This window comes from Agromyces sp. Y558, from assembly GCF_059445415.1.
In genome coordinates, this window is the sequence record NZ_JCAIUH010000003.1 from 1 (window position 1) to 25,602 (window position 25,602).

Sequence of the window (25,602 nt, forward strand, 5' to 3'; positions counted from 1 at the left end):
CGTGATGCGAAGAAGCCGTATGGGGACCGTGATGCGAAGAAGCCGTATGGCGATCGTGATGCGAAGAAGCCCTATGGAAGCCCGTCGCGCGGCGGCCGACCTGATGGTCGCGACGAGCAGCGTGACGCGCCTCGCGAGACGTACGGTGCAGCCGAGTTGCAGGTGCGTCCGCGCCACGACGCCCCGGAGATCGACGAGTCCATCGAAGCGCGCGATCTCGACAAGGGCGCTCGCGCCGAGCTCAAGACCCTGAGCAAAGACAACGCGGACTGGGTGGCGCGCCACCTCGTCGCGGCATCCCAATTGCTCGACGATGACCCGGAGCTCGCACACCAGCACGCGCTGTCGGCGGCACGCCGGGCCGGCCGAGTCTCGGTCGTGCGCGAGACCCTCGCGATCACCGCGTACGCGACCGGTGACTTCCCGCTCGCCCTCCGCGAGCTGCGCACCTACCGTCGGATCTCCGGAAGCAACGACCAGTTGCCGCTCTTGGTCGACAGCGAGCGCGGCGTTGGGCGCCCCGACCGTGCACTCGAAGTCGGGCGTGCGGTCGATCGGTCGACGCTGCCGGCCGCGGTGCAGGTCGGACTCGCGATCGCGATGTCGGGTGCACGTCTCGACCTCGGTCAGCCTGAGATCGCTCTCGCCGAACTCGAGATCCCGCAACTCGAGCCCGACCGGGCGTTCTCGTACAGTCCTGCGCTCTTCGCCGCCTACGCGGAGGTGCTCGAGGAACTCGGCCGAACGGCTCAGGCGAAGGAGTGGCGTGCTCGCGCCGATCGCGCTGAAGCCGCCCTCGGCGGCCCCGCCGAGGCCGAGTCGATCGAGATCTTCGAGATCGAGATCGACGACACGGTCGAGCCGGAAGAACCGAACACGGTCGAGCCCTCGACTGACGAGTCGGTTGCTGACGAGTCAGTCGCCCAAGATGCGGCTGAGTCTGAACAGACTGAACAGACATCCACCGCGCCGAACGCGGATACCGATGTGGATGTGGATGTTGACGAGGACCCCGGCGCCGTGCTCGAAGACGACGTCGCAGCGGTGATCGCCGAAGGCGCAGCACTCGACGCCGACGAGAACGAGGGCACGCCCGATGGGCCTGTTTCGCGCGAAGACTGAGACGTCGACCCCGCTCGACGGGGTCGACGCCGTGCTCGCCGACCTCGATGGCGTCGTCTATGCGGGGGCCGATGCGATCCCGCGTGCCGTCGAGAGCCTCAACCGCGCCAAGCAGCACCGCGCGGTCGGGTACATCACGAACAACGCGTCGCGAAGCGATGCATCCGTCGCCCGTCATCTTGCCGAACTCGGCCTCGATGTGGTGCCGGCGGACGTCGTCACCTCGCCGCAGGCTGCGATGAGCCTGCTCGACCAGCAGGTGGCGCCAGGCGCGCTCGTGTTCGTCGTCGGTGGAGAGGGTATCGTCACCGAACTCGAGAAGCGCGGATACCGTGTGACACGATCGGCCGACGACGCACCCGACGCGCTCGTGCAGGGGTTCACACCCGATATCGGTTGGAGCGATCTTGCTGAGGCGAGCTTCGCACTGAACGCGAACGGCGGGCCGGATGCCGCGACGCCGGGTATTCCCTGGATCGCGACGAACATGGACTGGACGATCCCCGTTGCCAGAGGCATCGCCCCCGGCAACGGCACCCTCGTCTCGGCGGTGCACACTGCAGTCGGTCGGTTCCCGCTGGTCGCAGGCAAGCCCGAGACGCCGATCTTCGACGAAGCCAGGCGCCGGTTCGCCGCCGAGCGGCCTCTCGTGGTCGGAGATCGGCTCGACACCGACATCCTGGGCGCGAACCGCGCCGGCATGCTGAGTGCGATCGTGCTCACCGGGATCGACCGCGCGAAGCATCTGCTGGCCGCTGATGCGTCGAGCCGGCCGGACTTCATCCTCGCCGACCTCGATGGGCTCCACGAGCCGTACCCGGCGACTGAAGCGGTTCGCGGCGGCGCCGTACGTGTCGGCGCAGCTCGGGTTCGAGTGGCCGGCAATCGTGTCGAGATCGTCGATGAGGGCGATGGCGGCATCGACCTGCTTCGAGCGGCGTGCGCAGCGATCTGGCAGTCCGGCACGTCGATCCACGTACTCGAGGTGCCGGAGCGCCTCTACACCTGACCGGCGGTCGTGCCATCATCGGAACTCCGATGTGTGGAAACCGAGCAGCGCCGATGTCATCGACCCGAGCGTCGGTCTGTCGGGGTAGCGTTGAGGGGTGAGCACAGAACCAGATCGAAGCCGCGAGGCGAACACGCCCGCAGTGTCGAGCGCTGGTGAGTTCGGTGAGGCATCCGAAGCGACACCCGGGCTGCTCGCCGACATCGAAGCGCGCCCGCTCTCCGAGCGTGCCGAGGGCTATCAGGGCCTCGCCGACCGGTTGCGCACACAGCTCGAGCAGTCCGACCCGTCGCTGCGTTCCTGACGCATGACCGAACAACGCCTCGACGCGGCCCTCGCGGCTCGCGGGCTCGCACGCTCTCGCACTCACGCCGCAACGCTGATCGCTTCGGGTGTCGTGACCGTCGACGGTCGCCCCGTGACGAAGGCCGCAACGAGAGTCGGCGATGAGGCGCGACTCGGGGTCGCGGCATCCGACCACTATGTGAGCCGCGCAGCGCACAAGCTCATCGCCGGCCTCGATGGATTCGACGTCGACGTCGAGGGCCGCGTCGTCCTCGACGCGGGAGCCTCGACCGGGGGATTCAGCCAGGTGCTGCTCGAGCGCGGTGCACGCCACGTGCTGGCGATCGATGTGGGCCACGACCAGCTCGCACCAGAACTCGTCGGCGAGACACGACTCGTGCTCGTCGAGGGCTGCAATGTGCGCCACCTCGACGCCGCACGCCTCGCCGAGCTGACCGGCATCGACGAGCGACCATCGCTCGTCGTCGCCGACCTGTCGTTCATCTCCCTCACGGTGGTGCTCCCGGCGTTGAAGGCGACGGCGTCGGATGGTGCGGACTTCGTGCTGCTCGTGAAGCCGCAGTTCGAAGTCGGGCGCGGAGGCGCGCGTGAAGGCGTGGTTCGCGATGCCGGGCTCCGCTCCGAGGCGGTTTCGAACGTGCTCTGGGCAGCCTTCGACGAGGGGCTCGGCACGGTCGGCGTCCTGTCCTCCCCAATCGCGGGTGGTCACGGAAACCTCGAATACCTCGTGCATCTGAGCGCGGTGCGCGGTGCGAGTCCGACAGAATGGACAAGTCGGGTCGACGAACTGGCAGGAAGGGCGAAGGCGTGAATGACGCACGGCGCTTCCTCGTGGTCTCGCACACCGGCCGTCAGGCAGCCCTCGAGGCGACGAGCGAGGTGTGCGCGCAACTGCTCGCGGCCGGCGCCGTCCCGGTGATCGCGGCCGAGCACTGGGATGACGTTCATGACTTCGTGCCCGAGCTCAACGGCGAGGTCGAGCGGTTCGAAGAGACCGACCCTGCCCGTGTCGAACTCGTCATCGTGCTCGGTGGCGACGGCACGATTCTGCGTGCAGCCGAGATCATGCACGACTACCCGATTCCACTTCTCGGCGTGAATCTGGGCCACGTGGGATTCCTCGCCGAGAGCGAACGCGATGATCTCGGCTACACCGTGGGCCGGGCACTCGCGCGGGACTACACCGTCGAAGAGCGGATGACCCTCTCTGTGCGAGCGAAGGTCGGCAACGCCGTCGTCTACGAGAGCTGGGCGCTCAACGAGGTCACCGTCGAGAAGGCCGAGCGCGAGCGGATGCTCGAGGTCGTCATCGAGGTCGACCGGCGGCCGCTCTCGTCGTTCGGCTGCGATGGCGTCGTGATGTCGACGCCGACCGGCTCCACCGCCTACTCGTTCTCGGCCGGTGGCCCGGTCGTCTGGCCGAGCCTCGAGGCCTTGCTGCTCGTACCGCTCAGCGCCCATGCACTGTTCGCGCGTCCGCTCGTCGTCGGCCCCGAGTCGTCGCTCGCGGTCGAGATCCTGCAGCGTACCGAGGCATCCGCAGTCATCTGGTGCGACGGCCGTCGCACCTACGATCTGCCGCCCGGGGCTCGGGTCATCGTGCGCAAGTCCCCGGTGCCCGTGCGCCTCGCGCGGCTTCACGAGGTGCCGTTCACCGATCGCCTGGTGAACAAGTTCCAGCTCCCGGTCACCGGGTGGAGGGGACCGGTGGGGCGTGAGTGAGGCAGCGATGATCGAGGGCAGCGATGATTGAGGAGCTCGGCATCCGTGACCTCGGCGTCATTGCCGAGGCGACGCTTCCACTCGGTCCGGGTTTCACAGCGGTGACGGGCGAGACCGGTGCCGGCAAGACCATGGTGGTGACCGCCCTCGGGCTGCTGCTCGGCTCACGCGCCGACGCGGGCTCCGTGCGCGCCGGTGCCAAGCAGGCTTGGGTCGAAGGGCGCTGGTTGGTGCCCGACGACGGTGCGATCGCCGAACGCGTGGCCGAGACGGGTGGTGAGGTCGAGGCAGGGGAGCTGCTGCTGGGGCGCTCGGTTTCCGCCGAAGGGCGCAGCCGTGCCGTGGTGGGCGGTCGCAGTGCGCCGGTCGGCGTGCTCGCCGAACTCGGCGACGAACTCGTCGTCGTGCACGGGCAGGCCGACCAGCAACGGCTCCGTTCCGCGGTTGCTCAACGTGAGGCGCTCGACCGTTTCGCGGGGCAGGGCCTGCAGACCGTTCTCGAGGCGTACCGCACGGCCTTCAACGCCTGGCGAACGGATGCCGCCGAGCTCGATCGCTTGCGCGAGGCCCACGACGCCCGCACCCGTGAGGCAGCGGACTTGCGCGCCGCGCTCGACGAGGTCGAATCGGCGGACCCCCAGCCCGGTGAAGACACCGAGCTGCAAGAGCGCGCCGATCGCCTTTCGAATCTCGAAGAGCTCCGCCTCGCAGCTGCGCAGGCACGCACGCTCATCTCGGCTGAAGACGTCGTCGATGATGCACCTGACGCCGTCGCGCTCGTCGACGGGGCGCGTCGGCATCTCGAACGGGTGTCCGAGCACGACCCGGCCCTGCAGCCGATCGCCGAGGTGTTGACGAACGCTGGATTCCTCCTCGCAGATGCTGCGGCGGAGTTGTCCGGGTACCTCGCCGGTCTCGATGCCGATGGCGCTCGCGAGCTCGAGGTCGTCCACGAACGACGTGCGCTGCTCGGGGGGCTCATTCGCCGGCACGGCAGCCTCGACGGGGTGATCGAGTTCCGCCGCACCGGGGGGCTGCGACTCATCGAGCTCGACAGCGATGATGAGCGCATCGAGGGGCTCGAGGCATCCGTCACCGCGCTCGAGGCCGAGGTCGATCTGCTTGCCGAGCGGCTCACCGCCGTACGCACCGAGGCTGCCGGCCGTCTGGCCGCCGCGGTCACGAGCGAGCTCGCAGCGCTCGCGATGCCCGATGCCCAGTTGACGGTCTCCATCGAGCGGGCGCCCGAGGCGGTCGTGCATGGGCGAGATATCGTGTCGATCCTGCTGCGCCCGCATCCGGGTGCCGAACCGCGGCCGGTCTCGCGCGGTGCATCCGGCGGTGAACTCTCGCGGGTGATGCTCGCAATCGAAGTCGTCATCGCGGGCAGCGATCCGGTTCCGACGTTCGTCTTCGACGAGGTCGACGCGGGTGTCGGCGGTGCCGCGGCCATCGAGATCGGTCACCGGCTCGCCCGGCTCGCCGAGCGTTCGCAAGTCATCGTCGTCACCCACCTCGCACAGGTCGCCGCATTCGCGACGAACCACCTGAGCGTCGTGAAGGGCACCGACGGGCAAGTGACCTCGTCGAGCGTGCGCCAGCTCGCCGGAGCCGAGCGAGAGGCCGAGATGGCACGGTTGCTGTCAGGGCTCACCGACTCGGAGAGCGGACTCGCGCACGCGCGAGAGCTGTTGGAGATCGCCGCAGATCGAGCGGCGTGACGCGCGGCCGAAGGCCGTGCGCGATGGGGGATCGACCGGATCCCGACAAGAGATAGGGGAGCGCGTGGGGCATGTCGGGGCGAACGACCGGGAACGTGAGTTAGACTATAAGCCCGTGGTGGATGAACGCGGAACAGCTCCTTCGAGCACAGACAATTTGAACGGCACGACCAAGCACATTTTTGTGACCGGTGGTGTCGTTTCTTCGTTGGGCAAGGGACTCACGGCGGCGAGTCTCGGCAATCTCCTGACAGCCAGGGGCCTCAGAGTCGTCATGCAGAAGCTCGATCCCTATCTCAACGTGGATCCGGGCACGATGAACCCGTTCCAGCACGGTGAGGTATTCGTCACCGACGACGGCGCCGAAACCGACCTCGACATCGGGCACTACGAGCGGTTCCTCGACATCAATCTGAGCCAGGCGGCGAACGTCACGACCGGTCAGATCTATTCGACGGTCATCGCGAAAGAGCGGCGCGGCGAATACCTCGGCGACACGGTGCAGGTCATCCCGCACATCACCGATGAGATCAAGCGGCGCATGCGGCTGCAGGCCTCGGAGTCGCCGAAGCCCGACGTCATCATCACCGAGATCGGCGGCACCGTCGGCGACATCGAGTCCCAGCCGTTCATCGAGTCCGCCCGCCAGGTGCGACACGAGCTCGGCCGTAAGAACGTGTTCTTCGTGCATGTCTCCCTCGTTCCCTTCATGGGCGCGTCGGGTGAGCAGAAGACGAAGCCGACGCAGCACTCCGTCGCAGCCCTTCGCTCCATCGGCATCCAGCCCGACGCACTCGTGCTCCGCAGCGACCGGCCGGTCACCGAATCGAACAAGCGCAAGATCGCACTGATGTGCGACGTCGACGAGGTGGCCGTCGTCAACGCGGTCGATGTGCCGTCGATCTACGAGATCCCCACGATGCTGCACGATCAGGGGCTCGACTCGTACATCATCGACGCGCTCGGGCTCACCGCGGCCGACGTGGACTGGTCGGGCTGGAGTGAGCTGCTCGAGGTCGTGCACGAGCCGAAGCACGAGGTGACGATCGGTCTCGTCGGCAAGTACATCGACCTGCCCGACGCGTACCTCTCGGTGACCGAGGCGCTCCGGGCCGGCGGGTTCGCGAACGACACGAAGGTCAAGATCGAGTGGATCCCGTCCGACGAATGCCAGACGCCGGAGGGCGCCCAGAAGCATTTGGCCCACCTCGACGGCATCTGCGTGCCCGGCGGCTTCGGCGTGCGCGGCATCGAGGGCAAGCTCGGCGCCCTGCACTTCGCCCGTGAGAACGGCATTCCCGTGCTCGGCCTCTGCCTCGGTCTGCAGTGCATGGTCATCGAGTACTCGCGCAACGTGGCCGGCCTGCCCGGCGCGTCGTCGAGCGAGTTCGATCCCGACACCGAGTTCCCCGTCATCGCGACGATGGAGGAGCAGGTCGAGATCATCGCCGGCGGCGACCTCGGCGGCACCATGCGCCTCGGTCTCTACCCGGCCGCGCTCGTCGAAGGGTCGATCGCGGCCGAGCTCTACGGTTCGACCGAGGTCTCCGAGCGGCACCGCCACCGCTACGAGGTCAACAACGCGTACCGCGATCGCATCGCAGAGGCCGGCCTGACCTTCTCGGGCATGTCGCCCGATCGTCACCTCGTCGAGTTCGTCGAGTTGCCGCGTGACGTGCACCCCTTCTACGTCGGCACCCAGGCGCACCCCGAGTTGCGCAGCCGCCCGAACTCTCCGCACCCGCTGTTCCGCGGCCTCGTCGGCGCTGCGCTCGAGCGCCAACAGGCGAGTCTGCTGTTCGACGTCAACAATGATTGATCCGCACGACACCGGCGTCGGCGAGGGGCGAGAGCCGCTCGCCGACGAACTGGTCGAGGTGCCCATCGTCACGAGCGAGCGGGTCTTCGACGGTCGCGTGTGGGATATCCGTCGTGACGCCTTCGAGTTCGGCGGCGAGACGATCGTGCGCGAGTACATGGACCACACCGGCGCCGTCGGTGTGCTGGCGCTCGACGACGACGACCGTGCATTCCTGATCAAGCAGTACCGGCATCCGGTTCGCATGCGCGACTGGGAGATCCCCGCGGGGCTGCTCGACATCGACGGTGAAGACCCGCTTGCGGCCGCGAAACGCGAGCTGGCCGAAGAGGCCGACCTCGAGGCATCCGATTGGGCGGTGCTCACCGACTTCGCAACCTCACCGGGCGGCAGCGACGAACTGATTCGGATCTACCTCGCTCGAGGGCTCTCGGCCACCGCCGACGCGTTCGCACGCGAGGCTGAAGAGGCTGACATGGAGACGCGCTGGGTGCCGCTCGACGAGTGCATCGACGCGGTGCTCGAGCGGCGCATCCACAATGCGCCGCTCGCCATCGCGGTGCTGGCCGCCGCTGCGGCACGCGCACGCGGCTGGTCGAGCCTCGGACCGGCGGATGCCCCGTGGCCGGGTCGGCACGTCGGCCGCTCGGAGCCGTCGCGGCGATGACCCGCACGCCGGTCGACGACTATCTGCGGCATCTCGCCGTGGAGCGGGGACTCGCGCGGAACACCATCGCCTCGTATGGTCGCGACCTCGTGATCTACGCCGACTGGCTCGCTGATCGTGGCATCGCGGGGCCGGCTGCCGTGACGGAGCAGGATCTCAGCGACTTCATCCGTTTCCTCGGCGCCGAACGAGTGCCGACGTTGGCGACTTCATCGATCGCTCGTGTGCTGTCGGCGGTGCGAGGCCTGCATCGATTTCTCACCGATGAAGGGATCGTTCCCGCAGACGTGTCACGCGAACTGCGCCCGCCGAAGCTGCCCATGCGCCTGCCGAAGGCGATCCCGGTCGACGATGTCGAGGCGCTCATCGCCGCGGCCGGCGGTGAGGAGCCCACGGATCTCCGCGACACGGCGCTGCTCGAGCTCCTCTACGCCACGGGGGCGCGGGTGTCCGAAGCGGTATCGCTGAACGTCGACGACCTCGTCGACCAAGAGGTGGTGCGGCTCTTCGGCAAGGGGGGCAAGCAGCGCGTCGTGCCGCTCGGAAGCTTCGCCCGGCGCGCGGTCGACGCGTACCTCGTGCGGGCTCGGCCGTTGCTCTCCGCACGCGGCTCGGCGACGCCCGCGCTCTTTCTCGGCGTGCGCGGAAAGAGGATGTCGCGGCAGGCCGCGTGGGAGGCGATCCGTGACGCCGCCGAGACGGCAGGGCTCGCGACATCCGTTTCACCGCACACTCTGCGGCACTCCTTCGCGACGCATCTGCTCGAAGGCGGTGCGGATGTGCGCGTCGTGCAGGAGCTGCTCGGGCACTCCTCGGTCGCGACGACGCAGATCTACACCCTCGTCACAGCCGATACACTCCGGGAGATGTACACGGCGGCCCACCCGCGTGCTCGATAGAATCAACCAAGCACCCGCACAGCCCAGAAGAGAGTGGACACGTGACGCACCAGAAGCGCGACTCAGCGAACGGAATCGCAACGCTTCCGCCAGAGCTCGGTCCCACTGGTCGTCCCCACCGCGAATTCCCCGAGCCCAGGGCGCTGAAGACGCATGGACCGGCGCGCATCATCGCCCTCTGCAACCAGAAGGGCGGGGTCGGCAAGACGACCACGACGATCAACCTCGGCGCCACGCTCGCCGAGTACGGTCGCCGCGTGCTCGCGATCGACTTCGATCCGCAGGGTGCGCTCTCAGCAGGACTCGGCGTGCAGACGCACGACGTGCCGACGATCTACGATCTGCTGCTCTCCCGCAATCTCGACCCGGCCGATGTGATCCAGAAGACCGGTGTCGAGAACCTCGACGTGATTCCCGCGAACATCGACCTCTCCGCGGCCGAAGTGCACCTCGTCACCGAGGTCGCCCGTGAGCAGATCCTCGCCGGCGTGCTGCGCCGGGTCGCCGACGACTACGACGTGATCCTCATCGATTGCCAGCCGTCGCTCGGCCTCCTCACCGTCAACGCACTCACCGCGAGCCACGGCGTCGTCATCCCCCTCGAGTGCGAGTTCTTCGCGCTGCGCGGCGTGGCGCTCCTCATCGAGACGATCGACAAGGTGCGCGACCGGCTGAACCCCGCCATCGAACTCGACGGCATCCTCGCCACGATGTACGACTCGCGCACGCTGCACTCGCGTGAGGTGCTCGAACGGGTTGTCGACGCGTTCGGCGAGAAGGTGCTCGAGACGGTCATCACGCGCACGGTCAAGTTTCCCGACGCGACCGTCGCAGCGACCCCGATCACAGAGTTCGCTCCCGAGCACCAGGCGTCGAAGTCGTACCGCCAGCTCGCCAGGGAGCTGGTGTTCCGTGGCGCGGTCGCCTGAGGCGGCTTCGGCCCCCGAGCAGCAAGTGCCCGAGGGGGGCTTCCGTGTCGCCCTCACCAACTTCGAGGGTCCGTTCGACCTCTTGCTCTCGCTCATCGCGAAGCACGAGCTCGACATCACCGAGGTGTCGCTGTCGGCCGTGACAGACGAGTTCATCTCCTACCTGCGCGGGCTCGATTCCGAGGAGGAGCTCGACCGGGCGTCGGAGTTCCTCGTCGTGGCGGCGACCCTGCTCGACTTGAAGGTCGCCGGGCTCCTGCCGCAGGGTGAACTCGTCGACGCCGAAGACGTTGCGCTGCTCGAGGCGCGTGACCTGCTCTTCGCGAGGCTCCTGCAGTACCGGGCGTTCAAGGAGGCTGCGCGGTGGTTCACGGGGCAACTCGAGCAGGAGTCGCTTCGGCATCCCCGCAACGTGCGGCTCGAGGAGAAGTTCCGCCAGCGTGCGCCCGAACTCGTCTGGACTCTCTCGGCCGATGACTTCGCCGCGCTCGCGACGCTCGCGCTCACGCCGCGAGAGATTCCCATGGTGGGACTCGATCACCTGCACGCGCCGCTCGTGTCGATTCGCGAGCAGGCCGCGCACGTCGTGGCGGTGCTCCGGCGCGGCGACCCTGTGACATTTCGCCAGCTCATTGCGGGGGTTGCGCAGCCGGGACTCGTCGTGGCGCGGTTCCTCGCCGTGCTCGAGCTCTACCGTCACGCGGCGATCGGATTCGAACAGCTGGAACCACTCGGTGAACTGACCCTTCGCTGGTCGGCGGAGAATTGGTCGGATGAGAACCTCGAGAGCCTGGGGGCGGACTATGACGAGTGAGACGGATGTCGCGGCGATGAATCTCGATACCGGCGCAGAGCGCCCGAATCGACCACCGGAGTCGGCGGGGGAGGCCGACGGTCCCGAACTGTCGATCTCGACGCCGCTCGACGTGCCCGGGCAACCGGCGCTCGACCTCGACCGCGCCCTCGAGGCGATCCTGTTCATCGCCGACGAACCGCAGAGCGTCGTGTCGCTGGCGGCCGCGGTCGCACGGCCTGTGGCCGAGGTGCGTGCGTCGATCGCTCGACTCCGCGCGGACTACGACGGCACCGGCACTTCGGGCGAGCCGCGGACGGATGTCGCCGGGGAGCCCGAGGCTCGCGGCATCCGTCGCGGCTTCGAACTTCGCGAGGTGGGCGGTGGCTGGCGTTTCTACGTCCGGGCCGAGTACGACACCCTCGTGGCGGACTTCGTGCTGACGCAGTCGTCGACCAAGCTCTCGCAGGCTGCGCTCGAGACGCTCTCGGTGATCACGTACAAGCAGCCGATCACTCGGTCGCAGGTTGCCTCCATCCGCGCGGTGAACGTGGACTCGGTGGTGCGCACCCTGCTCGGTCGCGGACTCGTGACGGAGGTCGACACCGACCCTGAAACAGGCGCGATCCTCTACGGCACGACCGAGCTGCTGCTCACCAACCTCGGTATCAACTCGCTCGACGAGCTGCCGCACATCTCGCCGTTGCTCGACGACGGCCAGGAAGGATTCGACGTTGACTGACGCAACCAGCTGGAGCGGCGAACCGCCCGAGGGCGTGCGCCTGCAGAAGGTGCTCGCGGCGGCGGGCGTCGCGAGCCGTCGGGTCTCCGAGCAGTACATCGCCGAGGGCCGAGTCGAAGTCAATGGCGAGGTCGTCACCGAGCTCGGGCGCCGCATCGATCCCGAGACCGACCTCGTTGCTGTCGACGGCGTTGCCGTGCAGCTCGACCCGGCGAAGCGCTACTACATGCTGAACAAGCCGCGCGGCGTGGTCTCGTCGATGCGCGACGAACAGGGCCGCCCCGACCTCACGCGCTTCACCGCCGACCTCGAAGACCGCGTGTTCAACGTGGGCAGGCTCGATGCCGAGACGAGCGGCTTGCTGCTGCTCACGAACGACGGCGACCTCGCCCACGTGCTCGCCCACCCTTCGTTCGGCGTCTCGAAGACCTACATCGCGAAGGTCACCGGCCGAGTGAGCCCGCAGACCGTGCAGCAGTTGAAGAACGGCATCGAGCTCGATGACGGACCGATCAAGGCCGACCGTGCGCGCATCCTGCAGCAGCAGGGGGACGACGCGCATTCGATGGTCGAGCTGACGCTCCACTCCGGCCGCAACCGCATCGTGCGTCGCATGCTCGACGCCGTGGGGCATCCGGTCGTCGACCTCGTGCGTCGCAGCTTCGGGCCCCTGAACCTCGGCACGCTCCGATCGGGTGAGATGCGCGAGCTGACGAAGGTGGAGCGTGGCGAGCTGCTCACGATCTCGCGGGCTGCGAACGCGCCCGCGGAAGCAACCGCGGAAGCAACCGCGGATAACGCGGAAGCCGACGGGGAGGCGAAGGACGCGTGAGCGAATCACGCCTGGTCGGGCCGGTTCGCGTCGTCGGTGTCGGCCTGCTCGGCGCCAGCGTCGGCCTCGGTCTGCGGGCGAAGGGCATCGACGTGATCCTCGCCGACGCGTCGCCCACCCACCTCGCGATCGCCGTCGACTACGGTGCCGGCCGGCCGGCCGCACCCGGTGACCGGCCGCAGCTGATCGTCGTGTGCGTGCCACCCGATGTCACGGCTGATGTCGTGGCTGCAGAGCTCGATGCCTACCCGCAGTCGATCGTCACGGATGTCGCCAGCGTCAAGCTCGCCGTCTATGAAGACCTGAAAGCGCGCGGCGCCGATCTCTCGCGCTACATCGGCACGCACCCGATGGCCGGGCGCGAGCGCGGTGGCCCGATGTCGGGTCGCGCGGATCTGTTCCTCGGTCGCCCCTGGGTTGTCGCCGCGCACGGCGGCATCTCCTACCAAGACGGCTCGGCGATCGACGACCTCATCCTCGATCTCGGGGCCACGCTCGTCGAGCTCACGCCGGAGCAGCACGACGCTGCCGTCGCCCTCGTCTCGCACGTGCCGCAGGTGGTGTCGAGCCTTATGGCGCGCCGGCTCATCGAAGCCCCTCATGCTTCGGTGAACCTCGCTGGGCAGGGCCTGCGCGATGTCACTCGTGTCGCTTCGAGTGACCCTGAATTGTGGGTGCAGATCCTCGGCCAGAACGCCGCGCCGGTCGCTGAGATCCTCCGCGGCTACCGCGACGACCTCGATCGGTTCATCGCCGCGCTCGAGAACATGGATGCGCCGGGCGCTCGTCGTCGCGTGGCCGAAGAACTCTTCGGGGGCAACACCGGTGTCGAACGGTTGCCCGGCAAGCACGGCGTCGATCGACGGTACTCGAGCCTCATCGTCATGATCGACGACCGGCCCGGTCAGCTCGCTCGACTCTTCCACGACGTCGGCGACGCCGGCGCCAACATCGAAGACCTCCGCCTCGAGCACTCGCCCGGGGCGCAGATCGGCCTCGCCGAGATCTCGGTGCTGCCCGAGGTGCAACAACACCTCACCGACGAGCTGGCCGCCCGCGGCTGGCGGATTGCAGGTTGAACGTGCCACCCGTCATCCCGTTCGTGGTCGCCATCGACGGCCCAGCCGGCAGTGGCAAGTCGAGCGTGTCCAAAGAGGTCGCGCGCCGGCTCGGGTTCGGATTCCTCGACACGGGAGCGGCGTACCGCGCGTTGGCCTGGCATGCAGAGGCATCCGGGGTCGACACGGATGACGCGGCATCCGTCGCCTCGTGCCTGGACTCGTTCGAGTACCGCATCGGAACCGACCCGACCGGATACGCGGTGCACGTCGGCGACATCGACGTGACCGACGCGATCCGCGATCCGCAGATCTCGGCGGTGGTCAGCGCCGTCGCACGTGTGCCCGAGGTGCGTCGCCACCTCATCGAGCTGTTCCGTTCGATCATGGCGGCCGTTGACGCGCCCGGCATCATCGTCGAAGGACGCGACATCACGACGGTGGTGGCACCCGACGCCCCCGTTCGCATACTCCTCACAGCATCCGAAGCGGTTAGAATGGGCAGGCGCTCCTCCGAGCTTGCCGGATCCTCGGCCGAGGCAGTGGGGGAGCAGTTGCGCAAGCGCGATGCGGCCGATTCCAAAGTCGTGGACTTCATGACCGCGGCCGACGGCGTCACGACCGTCGATTCGACCGAACTCGACTTCGACCAGACGGTCGACGTGGTGATCGGCGTGATCCGCGCAGCGCAACCGGCGCTCGCACCGTAGTCGCGACGCGACCGGCGCACACAGATTTCAGAGGAGAGACCATGACGGACCAGGGCGAAGACTTCGACGCTCCCGACGACGACCTCGCGGAGCGTCTCGCCGACGTCGACGACGAGCTCGCCGAGCAGCGGGCGACCACGCTCCGGTCGGGGCTCGCCGACTACGCGCTCGACGACGACGACCTCGAGGTTCTCGAGCTCTCCGAAGAGGGCGAGGAAGCGATTCGCTTCCTCCCCGCACTGCCGGTGATCGCGATCGTCGGTCGGCCGAACGTCGGCAAGTCGGCCCTCGTGAACCGAATCCTCGGGCGCCGTGAGGCCGTCGTCGAAGATACTCCGGGTGTCACTCGCGACCGCGTGTCGTACAAGGGCGAGTACCTCGACCGACGGTTCACCCTCGTCGACACCGGTGGTTGGGAGCCCGACGCGAAGGGCATCGATGCATCGGTCGCCGCACAGGCCGAGGTCGCGATCGACCTTTCCGACGTCGTGCTCTTCGTCGTCGATGCCACGGTCGGTGCCACGTCGACCGATGAGCACGTCGTGCGCCTGCTCCGCAAAGCGGGCAAGCCGGTGTTCCTGCTTGCGAACAAGGTCGACGACGCGCGCCAGGAGTCCGAGGCTGCTGCGCTCTGGAACCTCGGCCTCGGCGAGCCGCTCCCCGTGTCGGCCCTGCACGGTCGCGGCGTCGCCGACATGCTCGAGACCGTCTTCAAGGTGCTGCCGCAGGTCTCGGCTGTAGCGAAAGACGAATTCGGCGGACCGCGACGCGTCGCGATCCTCGGTCGCCCCAACGTCGGCAAGTCGAGCCTGCTCAACAAGACCGCCGGTGAAGAACGCGTCGTCGTGAACGAACTCGCGGGCACCACCCGTGACCCCGTCGACGAGCAGATCGAGTTGGGCGGCAAGATCTGGCGCTTCGTCGACACGGCAGGCATCCGTCGTCGCGTGCACCTGCAGCAGGGCGCCGACTTCTACGCCTCGCTGCGCACCCAGGCTGCCCTCGAGAAGGCCGAGGTCGCAGTCGTGCTGCTCGACGTCTCGCAGCCGATCTCCGAGCAAGACGTGCGCATCATCGACCTCGTGCTCGAATCGGGTCGCGCGCTCGTGCTCGCCTACAACAAGTGGGACCTGCTGGACGACGAACGTCGCCGCTATCTCGAACGCGAGATCGACCAAGACCTGCACCACGTGGCGTGGGCACCGCGCGTGAACATCTCGGCGAAGACCGGCCGGCACCTCGAGAAGCTCGTACCCGCCCTCGAGACCGCGCTCGAGTCGTGGGACACGCGCATTCCCACCGGCAAGTTCAACGCCTTCCTGACCGAGCTCACGCAGGAGCACCCGCACCCGGTGCGCGGCGGCAAGCAGCCCCGCATCCTGTTCGGCACGCAGGCAGCGAGCCGCCCGCCGACATTCGTGCTGTTCACGACCGGGTTCCTCGACCCGGGCTATCGCCGCTTCATCCAGCGGCGCCTGCGCGAGATCTACGGTTTCGAAGGCTCGCCGATCGTCATCAACATGCGAGTGCGCGAGCGCCGAGAGCGCGGCAGGTAGTCCACGGATGCCGCGGCGCCCGAGTCGTTCCCGTCGAGCGGGGGAGTCGGGTGATCGCGGCATCTACGTCGAGATCCTGGTGCGCGCCGAACTCGACGAGGTCTGGCGGCTCACGCAGGAGCCGGCGTTGCATTCGCGCTGGGACCTTCGCTTCTCATCGATCGTGCCGACGTCGCAGTTGCCCGAGGGCGGCTACCGGTTCGTCTACGAACGGTCGCTGGGCGTGCACACCATCACCGGCTCGGGCGTGTCGCTCGGCGAGCGTTCGCACGCCGACGGCGGCGCAACATCGGCGCTGCGGTTCGACACGGATGACCCGTGGTCGCCGATCCGCGCAGGACGCGGCTACTGGCGCTACGTGCCCACGCCCGATGGCGTGCGATTCCTCACGGGCTACGGTTACGAGCCCGGATTCGGGCGGGCGACTGACCGGGTCGTCCGGCCGTTCGTGCGGTGGATGACCGCGTGGAGCTTCGACCGCCTGCGGATCTGGGCGGAGACCGGCGTGGAGCCCGAACAGTGGCCCGTGGCATCCGTCATCATGTTCTGGCGCCGCGACCGGCCGCGAGCGCAGCGCTGTCGCACCGCCCCGCCGCCGCGGGGTGTGTTCGCGCACGGGCCCGACGCGCTCGACGCATTGGAGGAACCGTGACCGAGATCTCCGATGTGCCCGGCGTCGTGACCGTCGGCGCGGTGTTCCCTCGCGTGCTCGGCGAGGACTTCGACCGGCTGCATCCGATGATGCAGCGGCGGTTCGGTGTCTCGCTCGACGGCGGCTACGCCTGCATCGGCAGCGGCACGATGACGAGCATTCGGCGCGGGCCGTGGTGGACGGTGCCGTTCCTGCAGTTCGGGCGCCTTCGGAACATCCTGATTCCGGATGTCGGCAGTGAGGTGCCGTTCACGATCGAGAACCACCCGTACCTCGATCCGTTCGGTCGGGAGACTGTGACGTTCGTGCGCGAGTACCGCGTGCCCGGCCGTCGGCGGGCGAGTCGCTTCGACGCGACGATGGTGGTCGACCCTCGACGTGATGTCGTCGTCGACTACCTCGGAACGCACCAGCATCTGGCCGTCGACCTGACGCTTTCGGTGGAGCCTGACGGATCGCTGCTGCTGCGTTCGGGCGAGCAGAGATTTCGCAAGGGATGGATCGACTTCAGATTCCCGATGCTCTTCTCGGGCCGCGCCGAACTGCGGGAGCGGTTCGACGATGAGTCGGGCGTGTACCGAGTGAAGCTCGAGGTGCGCAATCGCGTGTTCGGCCTTCTCTTCGGGTACGAGGGGTGGTTCACGTGCGAGTTTCCGCGATCGGGTGACGTGCCCGCCGAGGCGCGCCCCAAGCGGCACGAGGCACGGTACTGATCGCGATGGACCTCACGATCAGGGTGAAGCCCGGCAGCCGCAAGGGGCCGCTCGTGGAGCCGAACGAGGGTGATGCGTCGGCGTCGGTCACAGTGTTCGTGCGTGAGCGCGCGATCGACGGCGCCGCGAACGAGGGCGTCATCGCCGCGCTCGCGACGCACTTCAGCGTGCCGCGCAGTCGTGTGCACATTCTGCGCGGGGCATCGTCGCGTGTGAAGCGCGTGCGCATCGACGTGGACTGACCGGCACCTGCTGCGACCCGACTACAGCCTCAATAGCGAGGAGCGCCGTCACTCCCCAGCACGACCTGCATGATCGCTCGGTCTGGCTTCGGCCGGGAGACCTCGGTGAAGCCCGCGCCCGCGAACATCGAGACCGTGCCGTGGAAGAGCGCATCGGCTGCCACCTTCGCACGCTTCGAGGGGTCGACGGCGTAGGCCTCGACGATGTACGCGCCACCCGCGCGCGCGAAGTCGACCGCCGCTTCGGCGAGCGCGCGACCGACACCGCGGCCACGTTGGCTTCGCGGTACGACGAAGCAGGAGACGGCCCAGACGCCGGCGTCGTCGAAGTCGGGGTGGGCGGTGCCGCCGGTGACGATGCGGCTGAGGCGGAGTCTGGGGAGATTGCTTCGCGGCTCGACGGCGCACCAGCCGACCGGTGTCTCACCGTCGTAGGCGATGAGTCCCGGCCCGGCGCCGGTGCTGTGCATCTGCGCCTGCAGGCGGTCGTGCAGGCCCTCATCGCCGATGCCCCGCCAATCGCTGCCCGGAATCTTGTACCACTGGCACCAGCAGTGCGCCGCGTCGCCGCGAGTGCCGAACACGGCCTCGACATCATCGAACGGTACGCCGCTCGCCGGAACGACCCGCAGCGGTGCGGGCTCGAGATCTTCGATCAGGTCGGTCATCACGTCTCGAGAGTAGCGCCGACCACTGACATCCGAGTCCGCGATCGGGGGCTATCGACAGCGCAAGCACCGCACCCGAAGGACCGCCGTGCGATCATCGTGTCGCTCACGCCATCCGCTCACGACATGATGCGCGACATGCAGCGCGACCACGCCGAGCTCTCGGCAGAGTTGCTGGGTGCCGTCGCACCGGCCGATCGCGACCCGCTGCTGCGGCGGCATCGATGCGATCGCCGGGCGGCTGCGGGAGCTCAGCGAGGCCGACGAGGAGCGCCGCTCGCTCGACGACACCAAGGCGGTGGGGGAGTGAGCGTCGGGACCGCGGCCCGGCCCGAGGCATCCGTTTGGCGACGCGTCGGTCGCTTCCTGAAGCGAGCGCTCCTGCTCGAACTCAGCATCTATGCGAGCATCGGCCGGTTCATTGCGCGCCGCCCGGCGGTGCCGCCGGGTTCTGCTATCACAAGCCCGTGGTGACGATCCTCATGATCTTCATCGTGCTCTCGGCCGTCGAGATCCCGATCTTCGACCTCATCGTGCACCGCTGGCCGGCCGCGCGCATCACGCTGCTCGTGCTCGGCATCTGGGGCCTCACGTGGTTGGTCGGGCCGCTCTGCTCCTACCTCATGCGGCCCCACACGGTCTGGCCCGACGGCATCCGCGTGCGAGCGGGCCTCGAGACTGACATCGCGCTCAGCTGGGATGACATCGCCTCGGTTGCGCGCGAACTGCAGGTCGACGAGCCGAAGTCGCCGAAAATAGTCGGGACCCTTCGACAGGCTCAGGGCGGCGCGGATGCCTCGCGCACGTTTATGCTGCGCCTCAACAACGAGACCGACCTCGAGATCGAACTCGAACGCCTCACCATCGTGCGGCTGCCGGGGCACGGCGCGGCGGGCGGCGACCAGGCGATCACCGCCGTGCGCATCTGGGTCGACGACCCCGTGGCGTTCATGGACGAGGTGCGGAAGAACATCTGACCATCGTGTGCGGCCCAACCGTGAGTGGACGCCCCTGTTCGGGGGGCCGCGGTGCACTTTCATTCGCCGATACGCTCAGCCACATCTGTGTGCTCGGCGAAAGGATGCCCATTGGAGATCTCGGAACGGCTGTCAAGTCTCGCAAACAAGATCAATCAGCAAAGGCGCTCGATCGAGACAGAAGAAGCGACGAAGAATGCATTCGTCATGCCGTTCATATCCTTGATTTTGGGTTACGACGTCTTCAACCCAAGTGAGGTCGTGCCCGAGTTCACTGCCGATGTCGGGATCAAGCGCGGGGAGAAGATCGACTACGCGATCGTCAAGGACGGCGAAGTCCAGATACTGATCGAGTGCAAGAAGATCGGTTCCGGATTGAGCCTCGCGCACTCGTCACAACTCTTCCGGTACTTCGCGGTGGCGAATGCACGCATCGCGGTGCTGACCGACGGCAATGAGTACCACTTCTACACAGATCTCGACGCGCCGAATCGAATGGATGATAAGCCGTTCCTGGTGCTCGATCTCACGGACCTCGACGAAACGTTGATCCCCGAGATTCAGAAGCTCACCAAGGACACGTTCGACATCGACTCGATCATCAGCGCTGCTGAGGAACTGAAGTACATCGGTGCGATAAAGCGTGTGCTCGCGGCGCAGTTTGCTAGCCCGGATGCAGACTGGGTGAAGGCGATTACGGCACGTGTTTACGATGGACCGATCACGCAGCGAGTACGCGATCAGTTCAAAGTGCTCGTGGCCAAAGCATCGAAACAGTTCCTCAGCGATCAAGTGAACGAGCGGATCAAAGCGGCACTGGGCGGTCCGGGCTATTCTCTGCAACGGGACGATGCATCCGTCTCCGGTTCGACCGCGAGTGAGCATGTGGCGGAGGCGAGTACAAAGGATGCCGCCGACGGAGACGGCATAAGCACCACGCTCGAGGAGTTGGAAGCGTTCCAGATCGTGCGCGCAATCGCCTGCAGCGAAGTGAAACCCGCTCGGATCGCACAACGTGACACCAAGTCATATTTCGGCGTCTTGCTGGACGACAACAACCGAAAGCCGATCGCGCGCATTCACTTCAATTCAGGGCAGAAGTACATCGGCCTCTTCGATCGCGAAAAGAACGAGACGCGGCATCCCATCAGCGCTCTCGACGAGATCTATCAGTTTGCCGATGATATTCGCGAGACTGTCCACTACTACGACTGAGCTTCGTCCCTACGACTGAAGCTGGCCGCTAGATTCGGAGAGTCCTCAGAGCCCGGGCAGGTGCCGAATGTTCGACCGCGCCATCGCCACTGCCTCGGCTGCGCCGCCGTGCAGCACGGTCTTCGACATCGCAAGCGCGAATCCCTTCACCTGGTCGCCCGTGATCGCGGGCGGCAGCGAGAGAGCCCGCGGATCGGTGACGATGTCGAGCAGCGCCGGCCCGTCGTGGGCGAAAGCGGTCGCAACGGCATCCTTCAGCGCGTGCGGGTCGTCGACGCGCTCCGCATGGAAGCCGATCGCCTCGGCGATGCCGGCGTAGTCGACCGACGGAACGTCGACGCCGAATGACGGGAAGCCGTCGACGAGCATTTCGAGCTTCACGAGCCCGAGGGTCGAGTTGTTGAACACGAAGATCTTGAGCGGCAGCTTGTACGCCACTGCGGTGTTCAGTTCGCCGAGCAACATCGAGAGTCCGCCGTCGCCGGCGATCGCGACCACCTGGCGGTCAGGGTAGGCGAACTGTGCGCCGATCGCGTGGGGGAGCGCATTCGCCATCGAGCCGTGGATGAACGATCCGATGATGCGCCGATCGGGGCCGGGGGTGACGTAGCGGGCCTGCCAGACGTTGCCCATGCCGGTGTCCGCGGTGAACACGGCGTCGTCGTCTGCGGCCTCGTCGATGAGCGAGATGGCGTACTCGGGATGGATCGGCGCGACCCTCGAGACATCCGTATAGGTGCCCACGACCGTGTCGAGCAGCTTGTTGTGCTTCTTCAGCATGCGATCGAGGAAGGCATGCTCGCTCTTCGGCGCGACGAGTTCGGTGAGTCGGGCGAGCGTGGCACGCACGTCGCCGTGCACGGGGTGCGCGACGCTGACGCGCCGGCCGAGGTGCGCGGCATCCGTGTCGATCTGGGCGATGACGACTTTCGCTGGGTCGGGCATGAACTGTTCGTAGGGGAAATCGGTGCCGATGAGCAGCAACAGGTCGGCATCGTGGATGCCTGCGTGTGCGGCGCCGTAGCCGAGCATGCCGGTCATGCCGATGTCGAAGGGGTTGTCGTACTGGATCCACTGCTTGCCGCGCAGCGTGTGGCCGACGGGCGCCTTGAGCAGCTCGGCGAACGCGACGACCTCGTCGTGGGCGCCCTCGACGCCGGCCCCCGCGAAGATCGCGACCGTCTTCGCCTTGTCGATCGCGGCAGCGAGGTGACGCACATCGGACTCGGCGGGCACGAGCGTCGCGGGTTCCGTGAGCACGAGCGATGGGAACGAAGCGGATGCCTCGAACTCCGCGACATCCCCGGGCATCACGACGACCGACACCCCGGAGTCCGCGATCGCGTGCCGCAGTGCCGAGTTGACGACCCGCGGCGACTGCGCGGCCGTCATGACCTGCTCGCAGTAGTTCGAGCACTCGACGAACAGACGCTCGGGATGCGTCTCCTGGAAGTACCCCGAACCGATCTGCGCACTCGGGATGTGGCTCGCGATGGCGAGCACCGGCGCGCCCGAGCGATGCGCGTCGTAGAGGCCGTTGATGAGGTGCAGGTTGCCAGGCCCGCAACTGCCGGCGCACACCGCGAGCTTGCCGGTGAGCTGCGCCTCGGCGGCGGCCATGAACGCGGCGGATTCCTCATGGCGCACGTGGATCCAGTCGATGCCGCCCTTCGCCTTGCCTCCCGAGCGACGCACGGCATCGACGATGGGATTCAGCGAATCCCCGACGATGCCGTAGATGTGATCGACTCCGGCATCGATGAGCTGGGCGACGAGCTGGTCGGCTATGGTGCGTGCCACGGTGTTCCCCCTCAGAGCTGCGAACGTGCTCTCAGTCTTGCGGGGATCGCGCGCGCGGTCGAGGGCTCCCAGCGGATCGTCAGTGGCTCGAGGAGGATGTCGTCTGTTGGTTGAGGGGAGCGAAGCGAGCGTCTCGAAACCCGGCGAGCGGATGCCCCGTGGTCCTCCGCTGTGCACGAGCACGCCTTCGGATGCCGCTATGATGGTCAAGTTGTCTTCGGGGAAATCCGATGGCATCGGGCTGTGGCGCAGCTTGGTAGCGCACTTGACTGGGGGTCAAGGGGTCGCAGGTTCAAATCCTGTCAGCCCGACCAGAAAGTCCCGGAAACTCAAGGGTTTCCGGGACTTTTGAGGTTAAGAGATTTGATCCTCCCATCGAAAACCCATCACTTTCACCCCTGCAGCACCCCTGATCCGGACGTGCCGTCCGAGACGGCCGTGTCGTCACCGGTCGGTTCCGACTGCTCAGGGGCGCAATGCGCACCTGACCGGTATGAACACGCACGAGGATCTGCAGATCGGTTCCGCGACGGTACCCGCCGACGCATTCGGGCTCGAGCCGCTCTTGGACGTCACCGAGCTGGCTGCCTATCTGGGCGTGCCCGTCTCGACGCTCTACGACTGGCGCACCCGCGGCAAAGGGCCGGCGGCCTACCGTTTCGGCAAGCACCTGAAGTTCGCCGTCTCAGACGTGCGCGCCTGGGTGGCCGAGCAGCGGGAATCGGCGTAGCCGCCGCCCCCATGCTGCGAGGGGTGGCGAATTGACATGGGCCGGCCACGACTGACCATCGGCAGCTTCGGCGATATCACCACCCGGATCCTGCCATCCGGGCGATTCGAAGCCCGCACCCGGTATCGCGACTGGGACGGTCGCTCACGCATCGTGCAGGCCACCTCCGACACCGCCAAGGCAGCCGTGCGAGCCCTGAAGCAGAAGCTGGCGGGACGTTCGGAGCTCCAAACCGCATCCGGCACCGGGCACTTGACGCCGGACAGCCCCTTCGGCGACCTCGTCGCGTACTGGCTGCAGGACATCGACCTCGAGGGCCGGATCTCGACGACGACTCGGATCCTGTACGAGCGGAACATGCGCACCCTCGTGCTGCCGGTGTTCGAGCACCTGACCCTGCGTGAGATCGGGGTGGCCCGCTGCGACCGCTTCATCAAGGAGCAGGCGAAGATCTCGTACAACCGCGCGAAGCAGTCGCGCGTCGTGCTGCGGCTCGCGCTCGAACTCGCGGTGCGGCACGAGGTGCTGCCGGCCAACCCAATGCATCACGTCTCCCGCGTCCACCGTGAGGGCCGGATGCCCGACGCGCTGACGAGCGTCGAGGTGAACGCGATCCGCGCCGTGATCGCCCGCTGGGAGTCCGGCGTCGACCACATCTCAGGTCCCCGGCCCGATGGGCAGCTCGGCGCGATCGTCGAGGTCATGCTCGGCACGTCCGCCCGCATCGGTGAGGTGCTCGCGATCCGCCGGCGCGACATCGACGTCACCGGGCCGACGCCGACGATCCGCATCGCCGGCACGATCATCAGCCGTCATGGCGAACCGACATTCCGGCAGGACCATCCGAAGACGGCGAAGTCGCGGCGCATCATCGCATTGCCGTCGTACACAGCCGAGGCGGTGCGGCGTCGACTTGCGGTCACCCGCGACCCAGACCAGGAGTCGCTGGTGTTCCGCTCGCGCGACGGTACTCCGCTGACCACGGCCAACGTCCGGCGTCAGCTGCGACACGTGCTTGAGCGGGCCGGCATCGGCGGCGTGACACCGCACCTGTTCCGGCGCACCGTCGCGACCGCGGTGAACAACAACGCGAGTGTCGAACTCGCCGCCGAGTTGCTCGGGCACACCGATTCGAAGATCACGGTGCAGCACTACATCCAGCGTCGGGAGCTGGTGAACCCGGCGACGGCGGAACTGCTGGAGCGGGCGTTCAGGCGGGATGAAGACTGATCGAGACGCTCGGCGGAAGAGCGACGGGCAGCACGGATGCGGGTGTCCGGGTGGTCTCGCCGATACGACGCCGTCTGATCAGAATTGACGGTCGGGGCGAATCAGCCCCACCGTGTGATCAGGGCTTTTCTCCTTGAGGCACAATCGCGCCCGTGACCCGTGTGCGCGTCACCCGAGCTGTACAACCTCGACTTGGACGGAATGCGCGAGGCGATGTGCGTGGCCCAGATCGCTTCCATGACAAGTAGGTGCGCACGTGCTCCCTCGCGTGCAGCGCTGTGCATCTGTTGCCGCCTCCTTCACTATCTCGCATTCGAAGGACGTCCGCCTCCGTCCGATCGCCGACAAAGCACACGGTTCCCAGCTGAGGGTGGTACCGCGGGCACCTCAATACGGGCTGCCACAAGTTACATGTCGGAGCCCGGGTCGAAGAATCGGCTGCCTTCGTCCCAGGCAAGCGACCTTGCCCAGCCGGGCGACTCGTTCGCAAGGGTGGCCCAAACTTCTTCGTACGCACGGATGCGAAGGTCCCCGCCGGGCGGGTTGCCAAGCCATTCGTCGGGACGAAGGGCTGCCTCTGGAGGGCCGCCAACAACCGGGAAGGCAAGCGACCTGCTCCAAAGTCCAAAGCAGTCTCTATGCCCGCGGGCTCCCTGGGAAAGCGCGACGACGGAGATTCCCGGTTCCGGGGATCTTGTCCACTCTTGATAGCTCGACGAGAACGTGCCGAACAAGAGAGCTCGATGACCATACGCCCGAAGGTCCACCAAGAAGCTCGCTGGGTCTGTGGAAACCCCGCTGATGGGAGCAATCTCTTCGAACGGCGCCAAGTCAACGTCGTCTGAGGTGTCCACTATCGACACCTCTATCGAGCAGACCTGGGGCCAAGTACGCTCCATCGATGCGAGGTCGCCCTTCGTCATGCCACCGTCGCGACTTGGGAGCTGCCAGGGACGTACAGCTGTGATGGTCAGGATGTGCGCTCGCACCATGCCCTCGAGCGGCGTGAAGTGGGCCGATCGGCGCACGAGCTCCCTGCCGGTCAAACTTGCCGCGACAAATCCTGAACGGTGGTAATGCAGCTTCGGATGCTCGGAAGTTAGCACCCATGTGTCTTCTCGACTCTCCCGCTCACTGAAATTGCCGTATACCCACGGATGGCTTTCGACACCGACAGGGATGACGAAAACCCCGCCATCAGAGGCAAGCCCGATCCGTGCAAATGGCTTATACGTCATCGATGGCCCGCGCAGCAGGCCGACCCGCATTGGCGACCTCAGCTTCTTCAACCCGACCATGAGCTGATCGTAAGCTCCAGTCGCCGTCACGTCCTAGGAGGATGCGCTTGCGACGTCCGGTGACGGACAGGCTTTTCGCACTTCCCCGGGAACCGGTTTGCTCGCTCACAGCGCGATGGCCTTTCGAGCGATCAGGACCGCAATGGCGAGGTCTCCCGGGTTCCGCCTTCCCAAGCGACGAACCTTCGTGCG

At 67.1% G+C, this 25,602-nt stretch carries 28 protein-coding genes and 1 tRNA gene; 26 read left to right on the forward strand and 3 right to left on the reverse strand.

Annotated elements, in window-relative coordinates:
• From AC1C2T_RS14725 to AC1C2T_RS14815, 19 genes are all read left to right on the forward strand, one after another.
• Nucleotides 1–1,122 (forward strand): hypothetical protein (locus AC1C2T_RS14725; RefSeq protein ID WP_495385793.1); only part of this gene is annotated, 1,122 nt, incomplete at its 5' end.
• Nucleotides 1,097–2,131, forward strand: coding sequence for an HAD-IIA family hydrolase (locus AC1C2T_RS14730; RefSeq protein ID WP_495385794.1), 1,035 nt, complete (start codon nt 1,097–1,099; stop codon nt 2,129–2,131). The genes AC1C2T_RS14725 and AC1C2T_RS14730, both read left to right, overlap by 26 nt.
• A 97-nt stretch (nt 2,132–2,228) precedes the next feature.
• Nucleotides 2,229–2,435: a hypothetical protein gene (locus tag AC1C2T_RS14735; protein WP_495385795.1), complete on the forward strand. Its 207-nt coding sequence runs from the start codon at nt 2,229–2,231 to the stop codon at nt 2,433–2,435.
• Between the two features lie 3 nt (nt 2,436–2,438).
• Complete coding sequence (locus tag AC1C2T_RS14740) at nt 2,439–3,248, forward strand: TlyA family RNA methyltransferase (protein WP_495385796.1); 810 nt, start codon at nt 2,439–2,441, stop codon at nt 3,246–3,248.
• Nucleotides 3,203–4,159 carry an NAD kinase gene (locus AC1C2T_RS14745; RefSeq protein ID WP_495359681.1) on the forward strand — a complete coding sequence of 319 codons (957 nt, stop codon included), beginning with the start codon at nt 3,203–3,205 and terminating at the stop codon, nt 4,157–4,159. Before AC1C2T_RS14740 ends, AC1C2T_RS14745 begins: the two co-directional genes overlap by 46 nt.
• 23 nt (nt 4,160–4,182) lie before the next feature.
• Nucleotides 4,183–5,880 carry a DNA repair protein RecN gene (gene recN, locus AC1C2T_RS14750; protein WP_495385797.1) on the forward strand — a complete coding sequence of 566 codons (1,698 nt, stop codon included), beginning with the start codon at nt 4,183–4,185 and terminating at the stop codon, nt 5,878–5,880.
• 157 nt (nt 5,881–6,037) lie between these two features.
• Nucleotides 6,038–7,699: a CTP synthase gene (pyrG, locus tag AC1C2T_RS14755; protein WP_495360811.1), complete on the forward strand. Its 1,662-nt coding sequence runs from the start codon at nt 6,038–6,040 to the stop codon at nt 7,697–7,699.
• Nucleotides 7,692–8,366 (forward strand): NUDIX domain-containing protein, encoded by a 675-nt coding sequence (locus AC1C2T_RS14760; RefSeq protein WP_495385798.1) that lies wholly within the window; start codon nt 7,692–7,694, stop codon nt 8,364–8,366. Before pyrG ends, AC1C2T_RS14760 begins: the two co-directional genes overlap by 8 nt.
• Nucleotides 8,363–9,265 (forward strand): site-specific tyrosine recombinase XerD, encoded by a 903-nt coding sequence (xerD, locus tag AC1C2T_RS14765; RefSeq protein ID WP_495386122.1) that lies wholly within the window; start codon nt 8,363–8,365, stop codon nt 9,263–9,265. Before AC1C2T_RS14760 ends, xerD begins: the two co-directional genes overlap by 4 nt.
• Before the next feature lie 41 nt (nt 9,266–9,306).
• Complete coding sequence (locus AC1C2T_RS14770; protein WP_495359685.1) at nt 9,307–10,194, forward strand: ParA family protein; 888 nt, start codon at nt 9,307–9,309, stop codon at nt 10,192–10,194.
• The gene (locus AC1C2T_RS14775) at nt 10,178–11,008 is read left to right on the forward strand and encodes a segregation and condensation protein A (protein ID WP_495385799.1); all 831 of its coding nucleotides are present in this window, start codon (nt 10,178–10,180) and stop codon (nt 11,006–11,008) included. The genes AC1C2T_RS14770 and AC1C2T_RS14775 overlap by 17 nt, the downstream gene beginning before the upstream one ends.
• Nucleotides 10,968–11,729, forward strand: a complete 762-nt coding sequence (gene scpB, locus AC1C2T_RS14780; RefSeq protein ID WP_495359687.1) for an SMC-Scp complex subunit ScpB — start codon at nt 10,968–10,970, stop codon at nt 11,727–11,729. Before AC1C2T_RS14775 ends, scpB begins: the two co-directional genes overlap by 41 nt.
• Complete coding sequence (locus AC1C2T_RS14785; protein WP_495385800.1) at nt 11,722–12,561, forward strand: pseudouridine synthase; 840 nt, start codon at nt 11,722–11,724, stop codon at nt 12,559–12,561. Before scpB ends, AC1C2T_RS14785 begins: the two co-directional genes overlap by 8 nt.
• Nucleotides 12,558–13,640 (forward strand): prephenate dehydrogenase, encoded by a 1,083-nt coding sequence (locus AC1C2T_RS14790; protein ID WP_495385801.1) that lies wholly within the window; start codon nt 12,558–12,560, stop codon nt 13,638–13,640. The genes AC1C2T_RS14785 and AC1C2T_RS14790 overlap by 4 nt, the downstream gene beginning before the upstream one ends.
• Nucleotides 13,637–14,329 carry a (d)CMP kinase gene (gene cmk / locus AC1C2T_RS14795; RefSeq protein ID WP_495385802.1) on the forward strand — a complete coding sequence of 231 codons (693 nt, stop codon included), beginning with the start codon at nt 13,637–13,639 and terminating at the stop codon, nt 14,327–14,329. Before AC1C2T_RS14790 ends, cmk begins: the two co-directional genes overlap by 4 nt.
• 41 nt (nt 14,330–14,370) lie before the next feature.
• Nucleotides 14,371–15,885 carry a ribosome biogenesis GTPase Der gene (gene der / locus AC1C2T_RS14800; RefSeq protein WP_495359691.1) on the forward strand — a complete coding sequence of 505 codons (1,515 nt, stop codon included), beginning with the start codon at nt 14,371–14,373 and terminating at the stop codon, nt 15,883–15,885.
• A 7-nt stretch (nt 15,886–15,892) separates the two neighbouring features.
• Nucleotides 15,893–16,537 carry an SRPBCC family protein gene (locus tag AC1C2T_RS14805; protein WP_495385803.1) on the forward strand — a complete coding sequence of 215 codons (645 nt, stop codon included), beginning with the start codon at nt 15,893–15,895 and terminating at the stop codon, nt 16,535–16,537.
• Nucleotides 16,534–17,250 carry a DUF4166 domain-containing protein gene (locus AC1C2T_RS14810; RefSeq protein WP_495385804.1) on the forward strand — a complete coding sequence of 239 codons (717 nt, stop codon included), beginning with the start codon at nt 16,534–16,536 and terminating at the stop codon, nt 17,248–17,250. Before AC1C2T_RS14805 ends, AC1C2T_RS14810 begins: the two co-directional genes overlap by 4 nt.
• A gap of 5 nt (nt 17,251–17,255) precedes the next feature.
• Nucleotides 17,256–17,492, forward strand: a complete 237-nt coding sequence (locus AC1C2T_RS14815; protein WP_495359694.1) for a DUF167 domain-containing protein — start codon at nt 17,256–17,258, stop codon at nt 17,490–17,492.
• 29 nt (nt 17,493–17,521) lie between these two features.
• Here AC1C2T_RS14815 and AC1C2T_RS14820 read toward each other — a convergent pair whose 3' ends face one another.
• Nucleotides 17,522–18,160: a GNAT family N-acetyltransferase gene (locus tag AC1C2T_RS14820; protein ID WP_495385805.1), complete on the reverse strand. Its 639-nt coding sequence runs from the start codon at nt 18,158–18,160 to the stop codon at nt 17,522–17,524.
• A gap of 178 nt (nt 18,161–18,338) precedes the next feature.
• Between AC1C2T_RS14820 and AC1C2T_RS14825 the strand changes: the two genes are divergently transcribed.
• The 4 genes from AC1C2T_RS14825 (at nt 18,339) to AC1C2T_RS14840 (ending at nt 20,352) form a co-directional block, all read left to right on the forward strand.
• On the forward strand, nt 18,339–18,470 hold the full coding sequence (locus AC1C2T_RS14825; protein WP_495359696.1) for a hypothetical protein: 132 nt from the start codon (nt 18,339–18,341) through the stop codon (nt 18,468–18,470).
• Entirely contained in the window at nt 18,467–18,634 is a 168-nt protein-coding gene (locus tag AC1C2T_RS14830; protein ID WP_495385806.1) for a hypothetical protein, read from the forward strand. The genes AC1C2T_RS14825 and AC1C2T_RS14830 overlap by 4 nt, the downstream gene beginning before the upstream one ends.
• Complete coding sequence (locus AC1C2T_RS14835) at nt 18,628–19,137, forward strand: hypothetical protein (protein WP_495385807.1); 510 nt, start codon at nt 18,628–18,630, stop codon at nt 19,135–19,137. The genes AC1C2T_RS14830 and AC1C2T_RS14835 overlap by 7 nt, the downstream gene beginning before the upstream one ends.
• A gap of 111 nt (nt 19,138–19,248) precedes the next feature.
• Nucleotides 19,249–20,352: a type I restriction endonuclease gene (locus tag AC1C2T_RS14840; RefSeq protein ID WP_495385808.1), complete on the forward strand. Its 1,104-nt coding sequence runs from the start codon at nt 19,249–19,251 to the stop codon at nt 20,350–20,352.
• Between the two features lie 45 nt (nt 20,353–20,397).
• Here AC1C2T_RS14840 and AC1C2T_RS14845 read toward each other — a convergent pair whose 3' ends face one another.
• On the reverse strand, nt 20,398–22,152 hold the full coding sequence (locus tag AC1C2T_RS14845; protein WP_495385809.1) for a pyruvate dehydrogenase: 1,755 nt from the start codon (nt 22,150–22,152) through the stop codon (nt 20,398–20,400).
• Between the two features lie 237 nt (nt 22,153–22,389).
• On the opposite strand from AC1C2T_RS14845, the gene AC1C2T_RS14850 reads away from it, so the two are divergent.
• The 3 genes from AC1C2T_RS14850 (at nt 22,390) to AC1C2T_RS14860 (ending at nt 24,112) form a co-directional block, all read left to right on the forward strand.
• Nucleotides 22,390–22,466: transfer RNA gene (locus tag AC1C2T_RS14850), tRNA-Pro, on the forward strand.
• A 179-nt stretch (nt 22,467–22,645) separates the two neighbouring features.
• The gene (locus AC1C2T_RS14855; RefSeq protein ID WP_495385810.1) at nt 22,646–22,882 is read left to right on the forward strand and encodes a helix-turn-helix transcriptional regulator; all 237 of its coding nucleotides are present in this window, start codon (nt 22,646–22,648) and stop codon (nt 22,880–22,882) included.
• A gap of 36 nt (nt 22,883–22,918) precedes the next feature.
• Entirely contained in the window at nt 22,919–24,112 is a 1,194-nt protein-coding gene (locus AC1C2T_RS14860; RefSeq protein WP_495385811.1) for a tyrosine-type recombinase/integrase, read from the forward strand.
• 407 nt (nt 24,113–24,519) lie between these two features.
• Here the strand turns inward: AC1C2T_RS14860 and AC1C2T_RS14865 are convergent, their stop codons facing one another.
• A complete protein-coding gene (locus AC1C2T_RS14865; protein WP_495385812.1) occupies nt 24,520–25,410 on the reverse strand; it encodes a hypothetical protein in 891 nt (296 codons plus the stop codon).
• Between the last annotated feature and the right edge of the window lie 192 nt (nt 25,411–25,602).

Coding starts and splice junctions, on each gene's coding strand:
- AC1C2T_RS14730 (WP_495385794.1), top strand. CDS start 1,097: ATGGGCCTGTTTCGCGCGAAGACTGAGACGTCGACCCCGCTCGACGGG.
- AC1C2T_RS14740 (WP_495385796.1), top strand. CDS start 2,439: ATGACCGAACAACGCCTCGACGCGGCCCTCGCGGCTCGCGGGCTCGCA.
- AC1C2T_RS14745 (WP_495359681.1), top strand. CDS start 3,203: ATGGACAAGTCGGGTCGACGAACTGGCAGGAAGGGCGAAGGCGTGAAT.
- recN (WP_495385797.1), top strand. CDS start 4,183: ATGATTGAGGAGCTCGGCATCCGTGACCTCGGCGTCATTGCCGAGGCG.
- AC1C2T_RS14760 (WP_495385798.1), top strand. CDS start 7,692: ATGATTGATCCGCACGACACCGGCGTCGGCGAGGGGCGAGAGCCGCTC.
- xerD (WP_495386122.1), top strand. CDS start 8,363: ATGACCCGCACGCCGGTCGACGACTATCTGCGGCATCTCGCCGTGGAG.
- scpB (WP_495359687.1), top strand. CDS start 10,968: ATGAGAACCTCGAGAGCCTGGGGGCGGACTATGACGAGTGAGACGGAT.
- der (WP_495359691.1), top strand. CDS start 14,371: ATGACGGACCAGGGCGAAGACTTCGACGCTCCCGACGACGACCTCGCG.
- AC1C2T_RS14805 (WP_495385803.1), top strand. CDS start 15,893: ATGCCGCGGCGCCCGAGTCGTTCCCGTCGAGCGGGGGAGTCGGGTGAT.
- AC1C2T_RS14815 (WP_495359694.1), top strand. CDS start 17,256: ATGGACCTCACGATCAGGGTGAAGCCCGGCAGCCGCAAGGGGCCGCTC.
- AC1C2T_RS14820 (WP_495385805.1), bottom strand. CDS start 18,160: ATGACCGACCTGATCGAAGATCTCGAGCCCGCACCGCTGCGGGTCGTT.
- AC1C2T_RS14855 (WP_495385810.1), top strand. CDS start 22,646: ATGAACACGCACGAGGATCTGCAGATCGGTTCCGCGACGGTACCCGCC.
- AC1C2T_RS14860 (WP_495385811.1), top strand. CDS start 22,919: ATGGGCCGGCCACGACTGACCATCGGCAGCTTCGGCGATATCACCACC.
- AC1C2T_RS14865 (WP_495385812.1), bottom strand. CDS start 25,410: ATGGTCGGGTTGAAGAAGCTGAGGTCGCCAATGCGGGTCGGCCTGCTG.